This is a genomic window from Olsenella absiana (genome assembly GCF_036408855.1).
GTDB classification, from domain to species: domain Bacteria; phylum Actinomycetota; class Coriobacteriia; order Coriobacteriales; family Atopobiaceae; genus Olsenella_K; species Olsenella_K absiana.
In genome coordinates, this window is record NZ_JAZGJQ010000003.1 from 104,211 (window position 1) to 118,962 (window position 14,752).

Here is a 14,752-nt window from a genome sequence, read left to right on the forward strand (position 1 = left end):
CGCTAGTCCTTCGGGGCCAGACTGCAGGCGATGGAGGACCAGGGCTCCACGTCCTCGGAGGGGACGGTGTCCCACAGCTCGAGCGTGGCCTCGTCGACGAACTCGCGACGCACGGTCACGTTGCCGCCGTAGGTGCGGAACCAGTCGGCGCTCATGATGAGGTAGCCGTCCTTGCCGGCGTCCTTGCCCCAGGAGTTCTCGATCCTCCACGCGACGGGGCGGCCGTCGGCGCCGAGCTCGACGCCCTGGAAGGTCATCTCGTGCGAGAGGTACGTCTCGCGGATGCGGACGAGGTCCTCGCGACCCATCTCGAGCTCGCAGCCGAAGAGGCTGTCGAAGTCCATGGTGTCGGTCGCGAGCACGTACTTGTAGTCATCGATGTGGCGCGGGAACTCCTTCATGACGTCGCAGGCCATGGCCACGGGCACGCCCGCCCTGAGCGAGCGGATCGCCGCGTCCTCGAGCACGTCCATCTCGCAGTTGAGGGAGCGCAGCGGCTGGCCGCCGACGATGGAGTCGACGCGGCGCAGGTGGTAGGCGTGGCCGTAGGGGTACTCGGGCAGCGGGCAGGAGATGAGGTCCACCCAGTCGGTGGGGTCGACCCCCACGTAGCGCTCGACGAACTCGAGGGGCGTGATGCCCTCGTCGCGCAGGATGAGGGACTTCTCGTCCTTGTCGGACTTCTCGCCCTTCTCGCCCTTGTCATCCGCCGTGGGCTCCTGGGGCTCGACGGCGGAGAGCTTGGCCGGGTCCACCTTGGCGTCCTTGCCGACCTTCACCTTGAGGTCGAAGGTGGTGGGGGGCTCGCCGAGGCAGACGGAGAGCAGGCGGTGCGCGTCGGCCATGAGGCTGGACTTGAGGGCGCGCAGCTCGTCGTCGGTGGCCCCGTCGGCGTGGGCGCGGCGCAGCGCCAGGGCGCCCTTGCGAGCGAGGCGGTCGAGCTGCTGGTTCATCTCGGCGGAGTTCTTGGAGCAGGCCGTCTCGGGCATGGCGTCCTTGGGGACGAGGCCGTACTTCTGGATGATGTTCAACGCGAAGGGCACGTAGCCGCCGTCCTCGATGCCGTTGTCGAGGATCGTCGAGACCTCGCGCCCCTCGATGGGCTCGTCGGCCGTCTCAATCACGTTCTCGAAGAAGGAGTTGGTCTTCTCGAGCTTGTCGTAGAACATGCCGAAGGACTGGGAGAACTCGAAGCTGTCCACGTCGAGCAGCCTCATCGTCTTCGCCCTCACGACGTTGAAGGTGGCGAACATCCAGCAGCGCCCGCTCTGGCGCTGGTTGGTGACGTCGCCGGTCTTGGGGCGGGAGATGCCGTAGGTGTCGTGGTAGGTGCGCATCTTGGAGATGTCGCGCGCCGCGGCCATGATCCCGTCCGCGGTCACGGCGTTGCGCGCGACGCGGTTGGTGCGGTCCTTGGAGAAGGACTCGCTCTGCTCGCGGGCCCAGTCGGCGCAGAGCGCTCCCGGCGCGGTTGCCTTGCTGTTGGCCATGTGGTTTCCCTCCTAAGGAAAGAGGTCGATTCATACGAGGCAAGAGGTTACCACTCCATGGGCGGAGTCCCGAGCGCCTCCGCCCCTGGGGCGGATATCATGGGGCAGGCGCCCGTGGGGCGCGAGCATGTGAGAAGGACCGCCGCCCCGGGGCCACCCGGTCGGTCGGCGCGGCGGATGACGGGGGGACGCATGGACGAGGAAGAGCTCGGGCGCGTGCGCGACGAGGCGGAGCGCTGCCTCGGCTGCGGCAAGCCCACCTGCAAGGACAACTGCCCGGTGGCGACGCCGATCCCGGAGGTCATCGAGCTCTTCAGGAGCGGGAGGGAGCTCGAGGCGGGCGACCTCCTCATGGAGGCGAACCCCCTCGCGCTCGCCTGCGCCCTCTCCTGCGACACCTCCACCCAGTGCGAGCGGCACTGCATCCGGGGCCGGCGCCGCCGCTCCGAGCCGGTGCGCTTCTCGGAGGTGGAGCGCGCGGTGGCGCTTCTGTGGCTCGAGGCGGACGCCGAGCGCGCCGCAGACGCCTCTGCGGACGGGGCCGAGGCCGCGGGGGCCGGCATCCGCGCGCGCGTCGCGGTCGTCGGGGGAGGGCTCTGCGCTCTCGCCTGCGCGATCTGGCTCGCGCGGCGGGGCGAGGCGGTGACGCTCTTCTCGGACCCCGTCCCCGCGCTGCCCGAGGAGGCGTGCGGGCCCTACCTCGCCTGGCTCGAGCGCCTCGGCGTCGAGCTCGCCGCGCCGGCGGAGGCCCCGGCGGCGGGGGAGGGCGCCCCCGCGGCGGCGGGGTTCGCGCGCGTCGTCGACTGCGCGGACGAGGACGAGCCCGGCTACCCGGCGCGCGCGGTCGCGCGGGCGAGGCGGATGCTCGAAGTGGGATAACCTTGTGGCCTGTCGACGATAGGGGCTCCTGTGATTGACTTCTACAAGACGCGCTCGAAGCGCTGCAAGGACGGCGGCCTCATCGCCTACACCACCAAGGTCGACGAGATCTCGGCGGGCTGCTGGGTGAGCGTCACGGAGCCGACCGGCGACGACCGCAACTGGCTCATCGACGAGCTGGGCGTGGTCGAGGAGTTCGTCGACTCGGCGTTCGACGACGAGGAGACCTCGCACGTCGACTACGACGCCACCACCGGCCAGACGCTCGTGATCGTGGACTGCCCCGCCATCGAGGAGGGCGACGAGGTCGTCGACCCCTCAATCGTGCAGTTCGACACGCACCCGCTCTCGGTGCTCTTCCTCGAGGACGAGGACGTCGTCGTGACGGTCGCGCTCAGGCAGAATAGCACGATCAGGGCGGCGCGCGAGGGGCGCCTGAGCGAGATGGACACCTCGCACCACGCCAGAATGCTTCTGCAGCTGCTGCTCGATATATCGCAGCACTACCTCGTGGACCTGCGCTCCATCAACCGTCAGTTCCGCGAGAACGAGCGCACCCTGCGCCACACGATGCGCAACTCCGACCTCATGAAGATGCTCGGGTTCGAGAAGTCGCTCGTGTACTTCTCCACCTCCCTGAAGGCGCTCGACACCACGATTGCCAGGATCGGCTACGGGCGCGTGGTCGCGCTCAGGCCAGAGGACAGGGCGCTCCTCGACGACGTGGGCATCGAGGTCAGGCAGGCCATGGAGATGTGCGACATCTACAGCAGCGTCATCAACGAGACCATGGACACGATCGGCTCGCTCATCAACAACAACCTCAACGACACGATGCGCGTGCTCGCGGTGATCACGCTGGTGCTGAGCGTGCCCACCATGGTGTACGGCTTCTACGGCATGAACACGCCGCTGCCCCTCGACTCCTCCTGGGCCTTCCCCCTCGCCCTGTCGCTCGTGATGTCCGTGGCGGCCCTCGTCTGGATCGAGCGCAGCCGCGCCACCCGCTAGGCCGGCGCGAGCGGTCGGGGCCGCACCAGCCCAGCCGGGCCCGTATGGAGCCCGCCGCGGCGCCAGGCCACATGTCCCCCATTCGAGGTCAAGTCGCGCGGATTTATGGGGTTCGGAAAAATAGGGGCTGGGTGAGAAGAGGTGCGAGAAAATCCTCTTTAGGTCTTTATAATCAGGTAGAGGTAACGCGGTCCTGCAGCGCCGTGGCTTGATTTGGCGTGGTGAAGCTATCCGGACGGATGAGATGGGAGCTTTGATATGGCAGATCTGGTAAGCAAGGAAGACGTCTTCTTCGACAACCCCTCCAAGACCGTGGACGCGGTGCTCGAGTTCCTCTCCGACAAGGCGGTGGAGCTGGGCGTCGCGAGCGACCGCGAGGCCGTGCTCGCCTCCTTCCGCGAGCGCGAGGCCCAGGGCTCCACGGGCATGGTCGGCGGGTTCGCCCTGCCTCATGCCAAGTCTGCAGCCATCGAGCGCACGAGCGTCATGGTCGTGAAGTTCTCCGGCGAGGTCGACTGGAAGTCCATGGACGGCGAGCCGATCAAGGCGGCCATCGCCATCTTCACCCCCACCGACCCACAGGGTGGCGTGCACCTGGCCGTCCTCGCCAAGATCGCATCCATGCTCATGCAGCCGGACTTCTGCTCCACGATCCTCGGGAGCGACGACGCGGAGGCCATCGCGGACGCCATCAACGAGAGGCTCGCGGACTAGCGCGCGAGGGCAGGCCCTGGTCCGGGCACGGTCGAAAGGAGCACCCGTTGATCTACACCGTGACACTCAACCCCGCAATCGACTACGTCATGCACCCGCTGACGCTCGACATGGGCTTTACCAACCGCTCCTCGAGCGAGGAGATCCACATCGGCGGCAACGGCATCAACATCTCGACCCTCCTGAACGAGCTCGGCGTCTCGAACGTCGTGCTCGGCATAGCCGCCGGCTTCACGGGGGAGTACCTCATCCATCGCCTGCAGGAGAAGGGCATCGCCTCCAGCTTCGTCCTCCTCGACAAGGGCAACACGCGCATCAACGTCAAGCTGCAGGGCATCGTCATGACGATGGTCAACGGCATGGGCCCCAAGATCTCACAGAAGAAGGTCGACGAGCTCCTCGACCGCATCGATGGCATCGGCGAGGGCGACACCCTCGTGCTGACGGGCTCCATCCCCAAGTCTCTGCCCGATAACATGTACGACGTCATCATGCGCCGCCTGGACGGCCGCGGGATCCGCTTCGTGGTGGACGCCCCGGGCGACCTGCTCATGGAGTCGCTCTCCGCGAAGCCCTTCCTCATCAAGCCCAACAACCACGAGGTCGGCCGCATCTTCGGCGCCCAGCCGGAGACGCCGGAGGACTGCATGCCCTACGCCCACAAGCTCCACGAGCTCGGTGCCCAGAACGTCATCGTCTCGTGCGGCGGCCACGGCGCCGCCCTGGTGGACGAAAACGACGAGGAGCACATCGTCCCGACGGCCAAGATCAAGCTCGTCAACGCGACGGGTGCGGGCGACTCTATGGTCGCGGGCTTCATCGCCAAGGTGAACGAGGGCGCCTCGTTCGAGGACGCCCTGATCTTCGCGTCCGCTTGCGGCACGGCGACGGCCGGCTCCAAGGCCATCGCCAAGCGCTCGACCATCGATCGCGTCGTGAAGGCTCTCCACAAGCAGATGGGCATCGAGGACTAGCGCCCCGGCGCATACGTTGGACTCGGAGGGGCTGGCGGACAAGTTCCGTCAGCCCTTCCGAGATTCGCGGCCAGCAGAGATTGAATCTGTAATAAAGTGTTTCAGAGGGTGTTTGTACTGCAGCATGAAAGGGGAGCCACATGTTTGAGGGTGTCAACGCATCTGATGGTATCGGCATCGGCGTAGCGCGCGTAGCGGTGGAGCCGGACCTTACCTTCACGCCCCACAAGCCGGAGGACGTGGACGCCGAGAAGGCCCGCTATGCCGCCGCGATCGAGAAGTTCATCGGGCAGACCAACGCCCAGATCGAGCGCATGAAGTCGAACGGCCTCGAGAAGGAGGCCGGCATCATGAACGCGCACATCGAGTTCGCCGAGGACGACGGCATCAAGGAGATGGTCAACGGCTCCATCGACGGCGGTATGTGCGCCGAGCAGGGCGTCTCCGAGGCGTATGACATGTACTACAACATGTTCTCCAACATGGAGGACGAGCTCTTCCGCGAGCGCGCCGCCGACATCGCCGACGTCAAGACGGCGCTCCTCGCCGACCTCCTCGGCCAGGAGCTGGTCGACCTCTCGAGCCTCCCCGAGCACTCGGTCATCATCGTCCACGAGCTGACCCCATCGATGACCGCTGACATCGACAGGGACAACGTCGTCGCCATCGTCACCGAGACCGGCGGCCGCACCTCCCACTCGGCCATCATCGCCCGCGCGCTCGAGATTCCCGCCGTCCTCTCGGTCGCGGACTGCACCTCCAACATCAAGACCGGCGACATGGTCGTCGTCGACGGCGGCAAGGGCCAGGTCGTGGTCGACCCGGACGACGAGCTCCTCTCCACCTACACCGAGAAGGCCAAGAAGTACGCGGCCGACAAGGCGGCCCTCGAGGCCTTCCGCGGCGTCGCGACCAAGACGGCCGACGGCAAGCAGGTCCTGCTCGTCGCCAACATCGGCAACCCCGGCGACGCCACCGCGGCGCTCGAGCATGACGCCGAGGGCGTCGGCCTGTTCCGCTCCGAGTTCCTCTTCATGGACGCCAAGGAGCTCCCGAGCGAGGAGGAGCAGTTCTCCGCGTACCAGAAGGTCACCATCGCGATGAAGGACAAGCCCGTCATCATCCGCACCCTCGACGTGGGCGGCGACAAGGAGATTCCGTACCTCGACATGAAGCGCGAGGACAACCCGTTCATGGGCTTCCGCGCCGTACGCTACTGCCTCAACAACCCCGAGCAGTACAAGGTGCAGCTCCGCGCCCTGCTGCGCGCCTCGGCCTACGGTGACATCAAGATCATGCTGCCGCTCGTGACGACCCTGGACGAGGTCCGTCAGGTCAAGGCCCTGGTCGAGACCTGCAAGAAGGAGCTCGACGCCGAGGGCGTGAAGTACAACCAGGACATCGAGGTCGGCACCATGGTGGAGACCCCGTCCGCCTCGCTGATCTCCGACCTGCTTGCCAAGGAGTGCGACTTCTTCTCCATCGGCACCAACGACCTGATCGGCTACACCATGTGCGCCGACCGCGGTAACGACCGTGTCGCGTACCTCTACAACGTCTACCAGCCCTCCGTCCTGCGTTCGCTCAAGACCATCATCCAGAACGGCGTCAAGCAGGGCATCATGGTCGGCATGTGCGGCGAGGCCGCGGCAGACCCGCTGCTGATCCCGGTGCTGCTCTCCTTCGGCCTGACCGAGTTCTCCGTGTCCGCGCCGTCGATCCTGCGCACGCGCCGCACCATCTCCGAGTGGACGATGGAGGAGGCGGACGCCCTGACCGAGAAGGTCATGAGCCTCGAGACCTCCGCCGAGGTCCGCGCCGCGCTGCAGGCCGCCGCGAAGTAGGCGTCCGCCCGGAGAAGATCGGCTGGCACCGCGCCTGACGCAAAGGGCCGCCCTCGCGAGGGGGCGGCCCTTCTCCTTTGCTATGCCACGTACCAGGGCCTACGTCGCCTACCAGGGACAGGCGGCGGGGACAAGGACCCTGAGCGCCGCCGGCTCGACGGTGACGTGGTACTCGTCCGCGTCGAGGCGCTCACCGTCCGCCTGGCAGGGCGGCGGGCCCTCAGGGAAGCGGACGTCCAGGCGGGAGAGGTCGCGGAAGGCGAGCACGCTCGAGTGGGTGTGCAGGCCGAGGCGTGCGAGACCGAAGAGCCCGAGCGCCGTGGCGGAGTGGGGCCGGCGCCGCGAGTAGCACAGGTCGAGCCTGCCGTCTGCGGGGTCGGCGTCGGGACACACCCTGAAGCCTCCGCCGTAGGTGGGGCCGTTCTGCACGGCGAAGACGATGTCCGTGCCCTCGAGCGCCTCGCCGTCGCAGGTCGCCTCGAAGGCCCAGCCGCGCATCCCAGAGGAGAAGAGCCTGACGCCCGAGGTGGCGAAGAGCGCGGCACCCCGTTGCGTCGCGTCCTCGGCGCGGCGCCTCGTCGTGTCGAGCGCGATCGCCGCGTCCATGCCGAAGGAGAGCGTCTGGACGAAGTAGGTGTCGTTGACGCGCCCCAGGTCCATCGAGCGCTCCTTGCCGGAGACAAGCTCGGCGATTGCGTGGTCGGGGTCGTTCCTCGTCGCATGGAAGGTCCGCGCGAGGTCGTTGCCGGAGCCCATGGGGATCAGGGCGAAGCGCGGGCGCCTGCCGGCTGGCACCTCCATCAGGCCACAGGCCACCTCGTGGGCAAGTCCGTCGCCCCCGAGCGAGAAGACCGTGTCGAAGCCCGCCGAGCCGGCGGCGAGCTGGTGCGCGTCGCCCGGTCCCTCGGTCAGGACGAGCTCGTGCCCGTCCGTGAGCGAGCCGTAGCAGTCGAAGAAGCGGCCCACGAGCACGGCGGCGCCAGCCCCACGCCCGCTGCGCGAGGCAGGGTTCGCGATGATGAGGGACCTGCCGAACTCCACGCCTGCCATGTCGTCCCTCCGCCACGTCACCACGAGCGCCCGTCGGGGGTGCCCCGTTTCGGGCTCGATGTTAGCCCAGGCGGGTCCCGCGGGACGGGTGCGGCCGCTCGCGGTGGCACCTGCTGCCGTCGGAGGTATTCCGAGTTCGCCAGAGTGCCCGCCCGATGACAAGTGACCGGTCAATCGACATGATTTAATAGATATAGTTTGGACGAGAATAACGGGTCAGTCGAGGAGCGTCGGGGTCTGTCGCGAGCCGGCGCCACCGGGCGGGGAGAGGCGCGGAATGTATCCACATGACCTCGAGGGGCGGGGGTCCCTCAAGAAGTACGAGTACCTCCATAGCTGCCTCAGGCGCGACATCCGCTCCGGCGCGCTCCAGGCGGGGGTGCGGCTGGCCTCCAAGCGCGAGCTTGCCGAGCGCCTGGGCGTGAGCGTCTCGACGGTGGAGCGCGCCTACGACCTCCTTGCGAGCGAGGGATACGTGCTGGCGAGGCCTGGCAGCGGGTTCTACGTCTCCGAGGTGGCGGCGCGCGAGCTGCCGGAGGAGGAGTCGGAGGAGGATCCGGACGAGGGCGCGCGCAAGGTGTTCGACGCCAACGCCAACCGCAACGGCATCCGGCTCTTCCCGGCGAACACCTGGGTGCGCTGCATGAGGAGGATCCTCTCCGCCCAGGACTCGGAGATGTACGAGACGGTGCCCCTGAACGGCCTCTACGAGCTGCGCCGGGCGATCGCGGAGTACCTCTTCGAGTCGCGGGGCATCGTGGTGGACCCCGCCTGCGTGGTGGTCGGTGCCGGGACGGAGTTCCTCTACAGCCGCCTCATCCACCTGCTGGCAGGTCGACCCCGGCTGGTCACGGGCGACATCTACCCTAAGAAGCTCGTGCAGATAGCGCGCAACAGCGGCGCCACCTGGGAGTTCGTCACTGCGGACCTGCACGGGATGAGGACCGAGGAGCTTGGCGCGACCTCCGCCCAGGCCGTGCTCGTCTCGCCCGCCAACCTCTTCCCCACGGGCGCGGTGCTGCCGATGGAGAGGCGCGAGGAACTGCTGAGATGGGTCGAGGCGGAGCCGAGGCGCCTCGTCATCGAGGACGACTACGACAGCGAGCTGCGCTACTCGCAGCGCTCCCTCCCCACGCTGTTCGGCATGTGCCAGTCCGAGAGGGTCATCTACCTCAACACCTTCTCAAAGACCCTCGTGCCCTCGATCCGCATCTCCTACATGGTGCTGCCCCACCGTCTCATGGAGATCTACCGCGACCAGGCGGGCTTCTACTCCTGCACCGCGTCGAGCCTCGAGCAGGCGACGCTCGCCGAGTTCATCTCCGAGGGCCACTTCAGGCGCCACGTCAACCACCTCAGGCGCTACTACCGCCGCCAGCGCGACGTCTTCGTCGAGAAGGTCGACTCCTCGAGGCTCTCGCTCGTCGGCCACCTCCTGCCCAGCGAGGTGGGGACCCACCTGCTCCTTTCCGTCGACACGCGCATGAGCGACCGCCAGATCGTCGAGGCCGCGGCGGAGAGGAGCCTGAGCCTGGACATGCTCTCGGAGCACTGCGCCTGCCAGGACGTGCTCCATGCGGGCTACGTGGTACTCAACACCGCGAGCGTCGAGGAGGCGCGCGTGGGCGAGCTCGTGTCGATTCTGGAGGAAGTGTTCGCTGACGACATCGCCCGCGCCGAGGCGAGTCGTGGGCGTCGCTGAGCCGTCCGCTCGGCCGAAACCGGACTGCAAAAAAAGTCGTGATGCGAACCTGTCGCCTCCCTGTGGCCTCGGGTAGGGTGCCAGATGTCCACAGGGGGCCCGGATGGGCCCGACCGACTTCCGAAAGAAGGGGGAAGCATCATGGCATACGAGCTCAGGAGCAGCTACGGACTATACATCGACGGCGCCTTCAGGCCGGCTTCGGACGGGGGGACCTTCAAGACGGTGAACCCTGCGAACGGCGAGGTCCTCGCCGAGTGCGCGGAGGCCACCAAGGAGGACGTCGACGCCGCGGTCGAGGCGGCCTGGGCGGCGCAGCCCGGTTGGGCCGCCGTCCAGCCGATCGAGCGCGCCGACCTCCTGCTGCGCATCGCGGACGTCATCGACGAGAACGCAGAGCTTCTCGCCCGCGTCGAGACGCTGGACAACGGCAAGCCCATCCGCGAGACCAAGGCCATCGACGTGCCGTACGGCGCAGACCACTTCCGCTACTTCGCCGGCGTGATCCGCTCGGAGGAGGGCAGCGCGTCCGTCCTCGAGGGCGGGCTGCTCAACGTCGTGCTGCGCGAGCCCATCGGCGTCGTGGGGCAGATCGTCCCCTGGAACTTCCCGTTCCTGATGGCGGCGTGGAAGCTGGCGCCGGCGCTCGCGGCGGGCGACTGCGTGGTCATCAAGTCCTCCTCCTCGACGCCCCTCTCGCTGCTGGTCCTCATGGACCTCGTCGGCGACCTCCTGCCCAAGGGTGTCGTGAACGTGATTACGGGCAAGGGCTCGAGGTCGGGCCAGTGGATGCTCGAGCACCCCGGCTTCAGGAAGCTCGCCTTCACCGGCTCCACCGAGGTCGGCCGCTCCGTCGCCCGCGCGGCCGCAGAGCGCCTGATCCCAGCGACCCTCGAGCTGGGCGGCAAGAGCGCCAGCATCTTCTTCGACGACTGCGACCTCGATCAGGCCATCGACGGCCTCCAGCTCGGCATCCTCTTCAACCAGGGGCAGGTCTGCTGCGCGGGCTCTCGCGTCTTCGTACAGGAGGGCATCTACGACGAGTTCGTCGCGGCCGCCGTGGACCAGTTCGAGAAGGTGAGGATCGGAGACCCGCTCGACCCGGAGACGCAGCTCGGCGCCCAGATCAACCCTGCGCAGGCAAGGAAGGTGCAGTCCTACGTCGACCTCGCCCGCGAGGAGGGCGCGACGATCCTCTGTGGCGGCGAGGCCTACACGGAGGGGGAGTGCGCCAAGGGCGTCTTCTACAAGCCCACGCTGATCGCCGATGCCACGAACGCCATGCGCTGCGCCCGCGAGGAGATCTTCGGGCCGGTGGCCGTCGTCATCAAGTTCAAGACCGAGGAGGAGGTCCTCGCGATGGCGAACGACTCCGACTACGGTCTCGGCGGCGCGGTCTGGACCCGCGACATCAACCGCGCCATCCGCGTGGCGCGCGGGGTGGAGACGGGTCGCATGTGGGTCAACACCTACAACCAGATTCCTGCTGGAGCGCCCTTCGGTGGTTATAAAACCTCTGGTATAGGCCGTGAGACGCACAAGATGATCCTCAATGCCTATACTCAGGTCAAGAACGTCATGGTCAACACCAACGACGGCCCCTCCGGGTTCTACCCCCACAAGTAGCGGGAAGGTCTGATAGAGCGACGGTTGTGTGTACGGAGAGGCTATATCAAAAAAGATATAGCCTCTTTGCGGGTATCGGCATCGGAAAGAGAGGATCACCATGCAGCAGTTCATCAATCCGCGTTTCGTCTACCACGGTGAGGGCGCGCTCGATGCGCTCAAGACGCTCGAGGGGAAGAAGGCCGTCCTGTGCATGGGCGGCGGCTCGCTGAAGCGCAACGGCTACTACGACGTCATCCTCGGGGACCTCAAGGAGGCCGGGCTCGAGGTCAAGGTCATCGAGGGCATCGAGTCCGACCCCTCCGTTGAGACCGTGGAGAAGGGCGCCAAGGTCATGCAGGAGTTTGGCCCCGACTGGATCGTCGCCGTCGGCGGCGGCTCCCCGATCGACGCCGCGAAGGCCATGTGGATCAAGTACGAGTACCCCGACATCACCTTCGAGCAGATGACCACCCCGTTCGGCCTGCCCAAGCTCCGCAAGAAGGCCCACTTCTGCGCCATCACCACCACGAGCGGCACGGGCACCGAGGTCACTGCCTTCTCGATCATCACCGACTACCACAAGGGTATCAAGTACCCGATTGCGGACTTCGAGATCACGCCCGACGTCGCGATCGTCGACCCGGCGCTCGTCAAGAAGCTCCCGGTCAAGATGGTCGCCTTCACCGGCATGGACGCGCTGACCCACGCCATCGAGTCCTACGTCTCCACCGCGCACAGCCCCTACACCGACGCCATGGGCCTGCACGCTATGCGCATGATCCGCGACAACATCGTGCAGTCCTACTCCGGCGACCAGGCCGCCCGCGCCGCGATGCACGACGCGCAGTGCCTCGCGGGCGTCGCCTTCTCCAGCGGCCTGCTCGGCATCGTCCACTCCATGGCGCACAAGACCGGCGCCGCGTTCGAGAACGGCCACATCATCCACGGCTGCGCCAACGCCATGTACCTGCCCAAGGTCATCCGCTTCAACGCCGGCGTGGGTGCCACCGCCGAGCGCTTCGCCCAGATCGCCGACGTCTTGAACCTCGGAGGCCTGACGCGCGCCGACAAGGTCGAGAACCTCATCGGGTGGGTCCGCTGGCTCAACGACCAGATGAACATCCCCCACGCCATCAAGAACTACGGCCAGGGCGGCGCCCTCGTGGCGGACGGCGACGGCATCGTGAGCGAGGAGGAGTTCGAGAAGAAGCTCTCCGACATCGCGGCCAACGCACTGCTGGACGCCTGCACCGGAGCCAACCCGCGCCCGGTCAACCAGCAGCAGATGGAGAAGCTGCTCACCGCCTGCTACTTCGACGAGGAGATCCACTTCTAAGGAGAGAGGAACCCGCCCGCCCGGGCATCCCGGAGGAGCGCGTAGCGCAAGGGGGCGTCGGACCAGGTCCGGCGCCCCCTTCGTTCGCAACCTCCCGCCTCGGAGAGGCGTACCACGGCGCGCGCCTGCGCGCCGTGGCGTCGCGTGGGGGGCGGAGCTGCCGCGCGACTCGCCCCTGCCTACTGGTAGCGGAGCGACTCGACGGGGTCGAGCCTCGAGGCGCGCCAGGCGGGGTAGAAGCCGAAGAGCACCCCGATGCCGACGCAGATGCCGGTGGCGAGTACGACGGCCGTGGGGGTGATCACCGGGGTCACCTGCATGCCGTCCATCATTGAGGACGACGACGCGACGGCGGCGAGGACGGAGGCGCTGCCGTAGCCGAGCAGGATGCCGATGACGCCGCCGATCAGACACAGCATCACGGACTCGAGCAGGAACTGCAGGGTGATGTCGCTCCGGCGCGCCCCGAGCGCCTTCCTGAGGCCGATCTCGCGGATGCGCTCGGTGACGTTGGTGAGCATCATGTTCATGATGCCGATGCCGCCCACGACGAGCGAGACGCCCGCGACGGCGCCCATGAGCAGCTGGAACGCGGCCATGGTGGAGTCGAGCTGCTGCAGGATCGAGGCCATGGTCATGACGCTGATGTAGTACTGCGAGCTCGAGGTGCCGTCCGTCACGGCGTCGTCGGGCACGTTGAAGTAGCGCCTGAGGTAGGCCTCGGTCGTGGCCGCGATCGAGTCCATGTCCTCGCCCTCGCGCGCGAAGCCCACGACGTGCGTGATCGCAGAGCTCCCGGTGAGGCGCGCCTCCGCGGTCTTGAGGGGGACGTAGCTCGTGCCGCCCGAGAGGCTCGCCTCGGTGACGCCCACGACAGTGAAGTCGTCGTTGCCGAGCCTCAGGGTCTGGCCGAGCGCGGCGTCGGGGCCCTGCGGCCACAGCTGGTCTGCGGACTGGCGGTCGAGCACGATCACGCGGGCGCCGACGCTCGCCTCGCCTTCGGAGACGAGCCTGCCCGCCGAGGCCTTGACGCCGGTCGCCTGGAAGTACTCGGGCTCCACGCCCTGGATGCTCAGGCTCGCGGTCGCGACGCCGTTCGTGGCGTCGCCGCTCGCGTACGCGGTCCCCGTGATGAAGTCGTACTGGTCGGAGAGGCCCTCCTCTAAGGCGTCGACGTCGTCCGACGTGAGGTCGCGCCCCACGTAGCAGGTGATCATCACCGTCCGCGACTGGTCGAGGCCCAGCTCGCCGACGAGGGAGGCCTTCACGCCGTCGATGAGCGCCGTCATGGAAATGACGGCGGCGATGCCGATCACGATGCCGAGGACCGTGAGCAGGCTCCGCCCCCGGTTGGCGTGGATGGCCGAGAAGGTCTCGTAGAACAGGTCGCTCGCCCTCATGCCCCTCTCGCCTCCCCCTCGGTCGCCCCCTGCCTCATCGCGCGGACGAAGGCGCGCTCCTGCTCGTCGGTGAGGAGCCGGCCGTCCCGGATGTGGACCACGCGGTCGGCCCAGGCCGCGACCTCCGGGTCGTGGGTGATGAGGACCACGGTCTTGCCCCTCGACTGCATCCTGCGGAAGATGCCCATGACGAGCTCGCCCGTCTCGGAGTCGAGGTTGCCGGTGGGCTCGTCGGCGAGGATAACCTCGGGGTCGCAGACCAGCGCTCGCGCGATCGCGACGCGCTGCATCTGGCCTCCCGAGAGCTCGTTGGAGCGGTGGTAGTAGAGCTCCTCGGGCAGGCCCGTCTCCGCGAGGGCGCGCCAGGCGCGCAGCTCGCGCTCGCGCGCGGGGCGGCGGGTGTAGACGAGCGGCAGCATCACGTTGCGGATGACCGTGGCGCGCGGGAGCAGGTTGAAGGACTGGAAGACGAAGCCCAGCGCCTCGGAGCGCACCTGGGCGAGCTCCGAGTCGCTCAGGGTCGAGACGTCGATCCCGGAGAGCTCGTAGGTGCCCGAGGTCGGCCTGTCGAGGCAGCCCAGGATGCTCATGAGGGTGGACTTGCCAGAGCCGGAGGGTCCCATGATGGCGAGGAACTCCCCGCGCGCGACCTCGAGATCGACGCCGCGCAGGGCGCAGGTGAGGCCGGCGCCCGTGGCGTAGATGCGCCAGAGGCCACTGGCGCGTATGACCGGGGCCACCATG

General features: G+C 67.6%; 12 protein-coding genes. 8 read left to right on the plus strand and 4 right to left on the minus strand.

The window, feature by feature from the left end:
* Window positions 1-2 precede the first annotated feature (2 nt).
* Window positions 3-1,490, minus strand: a complete 1,488-nt coding sequence (locus tag VXJ25_RS03910) for a C1 family peptidase (RefSeq protein ID WP_330957908.1) — start codon at window positions 1,488-1,490, stop codon at window positions 3-5.
* A gap of 192 nt (window positions 1,491-1,682) precedes the next feature.
* Between VXJ25_RS03910 and VXJ25_RS03915 the strand changes: the two genes are divergently transcribed.
* The 5 genes from VXJ25_RS03915 (at window position 1,683) to ptsP (ending at window position 6,912) form a co-directional block, all read left to right on the plus strand.
* Window positions 1,683-2,369, plus strand: coding sequence for a hypothetical protein (locus VXJ25_RS03915; protein ID WP_330957909.1), 687 nt, complete (start codon window positions 1,683-1,685; stop codon window positions 2,367-2,369).
* Window positions 2,370-2,399: 30 nt separating this feature from the next.
* Entirely contained in the window at window positions 2,400-3,380 is a 981-nt protein-coding gene (locus VXJ25_RS03920) for a magnesium transporter CorA family protein (RefSeq protein ID WP_330957910.1), read from the plus strand.
* Between the two features lie 258 nt (window positions 3,381-3,638).
* The gene (locus tag VXJ25_RS03925) at window positions 3,639-4,094 is read left to right on the plus strand and encodes a PTS sugar transporter subunit IIA (protein ID WP_330957911.1); all 456 of its coding nucleotides are present in this window, start codon (window positions 3,639-3,641) and stop codon (window positions 4,092-4,094) included.
* A gap of 47 nt (window positions 4,095-4,141) precedes the next feature.
* A complete protein-coding gene (gene pfkB / locus VXJ25_RS03930) occupies window positions 4,142-5,068 on the plus strand; it encodes a 1-phosphofructokinase (protein ID WP_330957912.1) in 927 nt (308 codons plus the stop codon).
* A gap of 140 nt (window positions 5,069-5,208) precedes the next feature.
* Window positions 5,209-6,912, plus strand: a complete 1,704-nt coding sequence (ptsP, locus tag VXJ25_RS03935; RefSeq protein WP_330957913.1) for a phosphoenolpyruvate--protein phosphotransferase — start codon at window positions 5,209-5,211, stop codon at window positions 6,910-6,912.
* A gap of 108 nt (window positions 6,913-7,020) precedes the next feature.
* Here the strand turns inward: ptsP and VXJ25_RS03940 are convergent, their stop codons facing one another.
* Window positions 7,021-7,962, minus strand: coding sequence for a diacylglycerol/lipid kinase family protein (locus VXJ25_RS03940; RefSeq protein WP_330957914.1), 942 nt, complete (start codon window positions 7,960-7,962; stop codon window positions 7,021-7,023).
* A gap of 277 nt (window positions 7,963-8,239) precedes the next feature.
* Here VXJ25_RS03940 and pdxR point away from each other — a divergent pair, with 277 nt between their 5' ends.
* From pdxR to VXJ25_RS03955, 3 genes are all read left to right on the plus strand, one after another.
* The gene (pdxR, locus tag VXJ25_RS03945; RefSeq protein WP_330957915.1) at window positions 8,240-9,664 is read left to right on the plus strand and encodes a MocR-like pyridoxine biosynthesis transcription factor PdxR; all 1,425 of its coding nucleotides are present in this window, start codon (window positions 8,240-8,242) and stop codon (window positions 9,662-9,664) included.
* A gap of 141 nt (window positions 9,665-9,805) precedes the next feature.
* Window positions 9,806-11,290, plus strand: a complete 1,485-nt coding sequence (locus VXJ25_RS03950; RefSeq protein WP_330957916.1) for an aldehyde dehydrogenase family protein — start codon at window positions 9,806-9,808, stop codon at window positions 11,288-11,290.
* A 100-nt stretch (window positions 11,291-11,390) separates the two neighbouring features.
* Window positions 11,391-12,608, plus strand: a complete 1,218-nt coding sequence (locus VXJ25_RS03955; RefSeq protein WP_330957917.1) for an iron-containing alcohol dehydrogenase — start codon at window positions 11,391-11,393, stop codon at window positions 12,606-12,608.
* Between the two features lie 179 nt (window positions 12,609-12,787).
* Here the strand turns inward: VXJ25_RS03955 and VXJ25_RS03960 are convergent, their stop codons facing one another.
* Window positions 12,788-14,008 carry an ABC transporter permease gene (locus VXJ25_RS03960; protein ID WP_330957918.1) on the minus strand — a complete coding sequence of 407 codons (1,221 nt, stop codon included), beginning with the start codon at window positions 14,006-14,008 and terminating at the stop codon, window positions 12,788-12,790.
* On the minus strand, window positions 14,005-14,748 hold the full coding sequence (locus VXJ25_RS03965) for an ABC transporter ATP-binding protein (RefSeq protein WP_407941909.1): 744 nt from the start codon (window positions 14,746-14,748) through the stop codon (window positions 14,005-14,007). The genes VXJ25_RS03960 and VXJ25_RS03965 overlap by 4 nt, the downstream gene beginning before the upstream one ends.
* Window positions 14,749-14,752 lie beyond the last annotated feature (4 nt).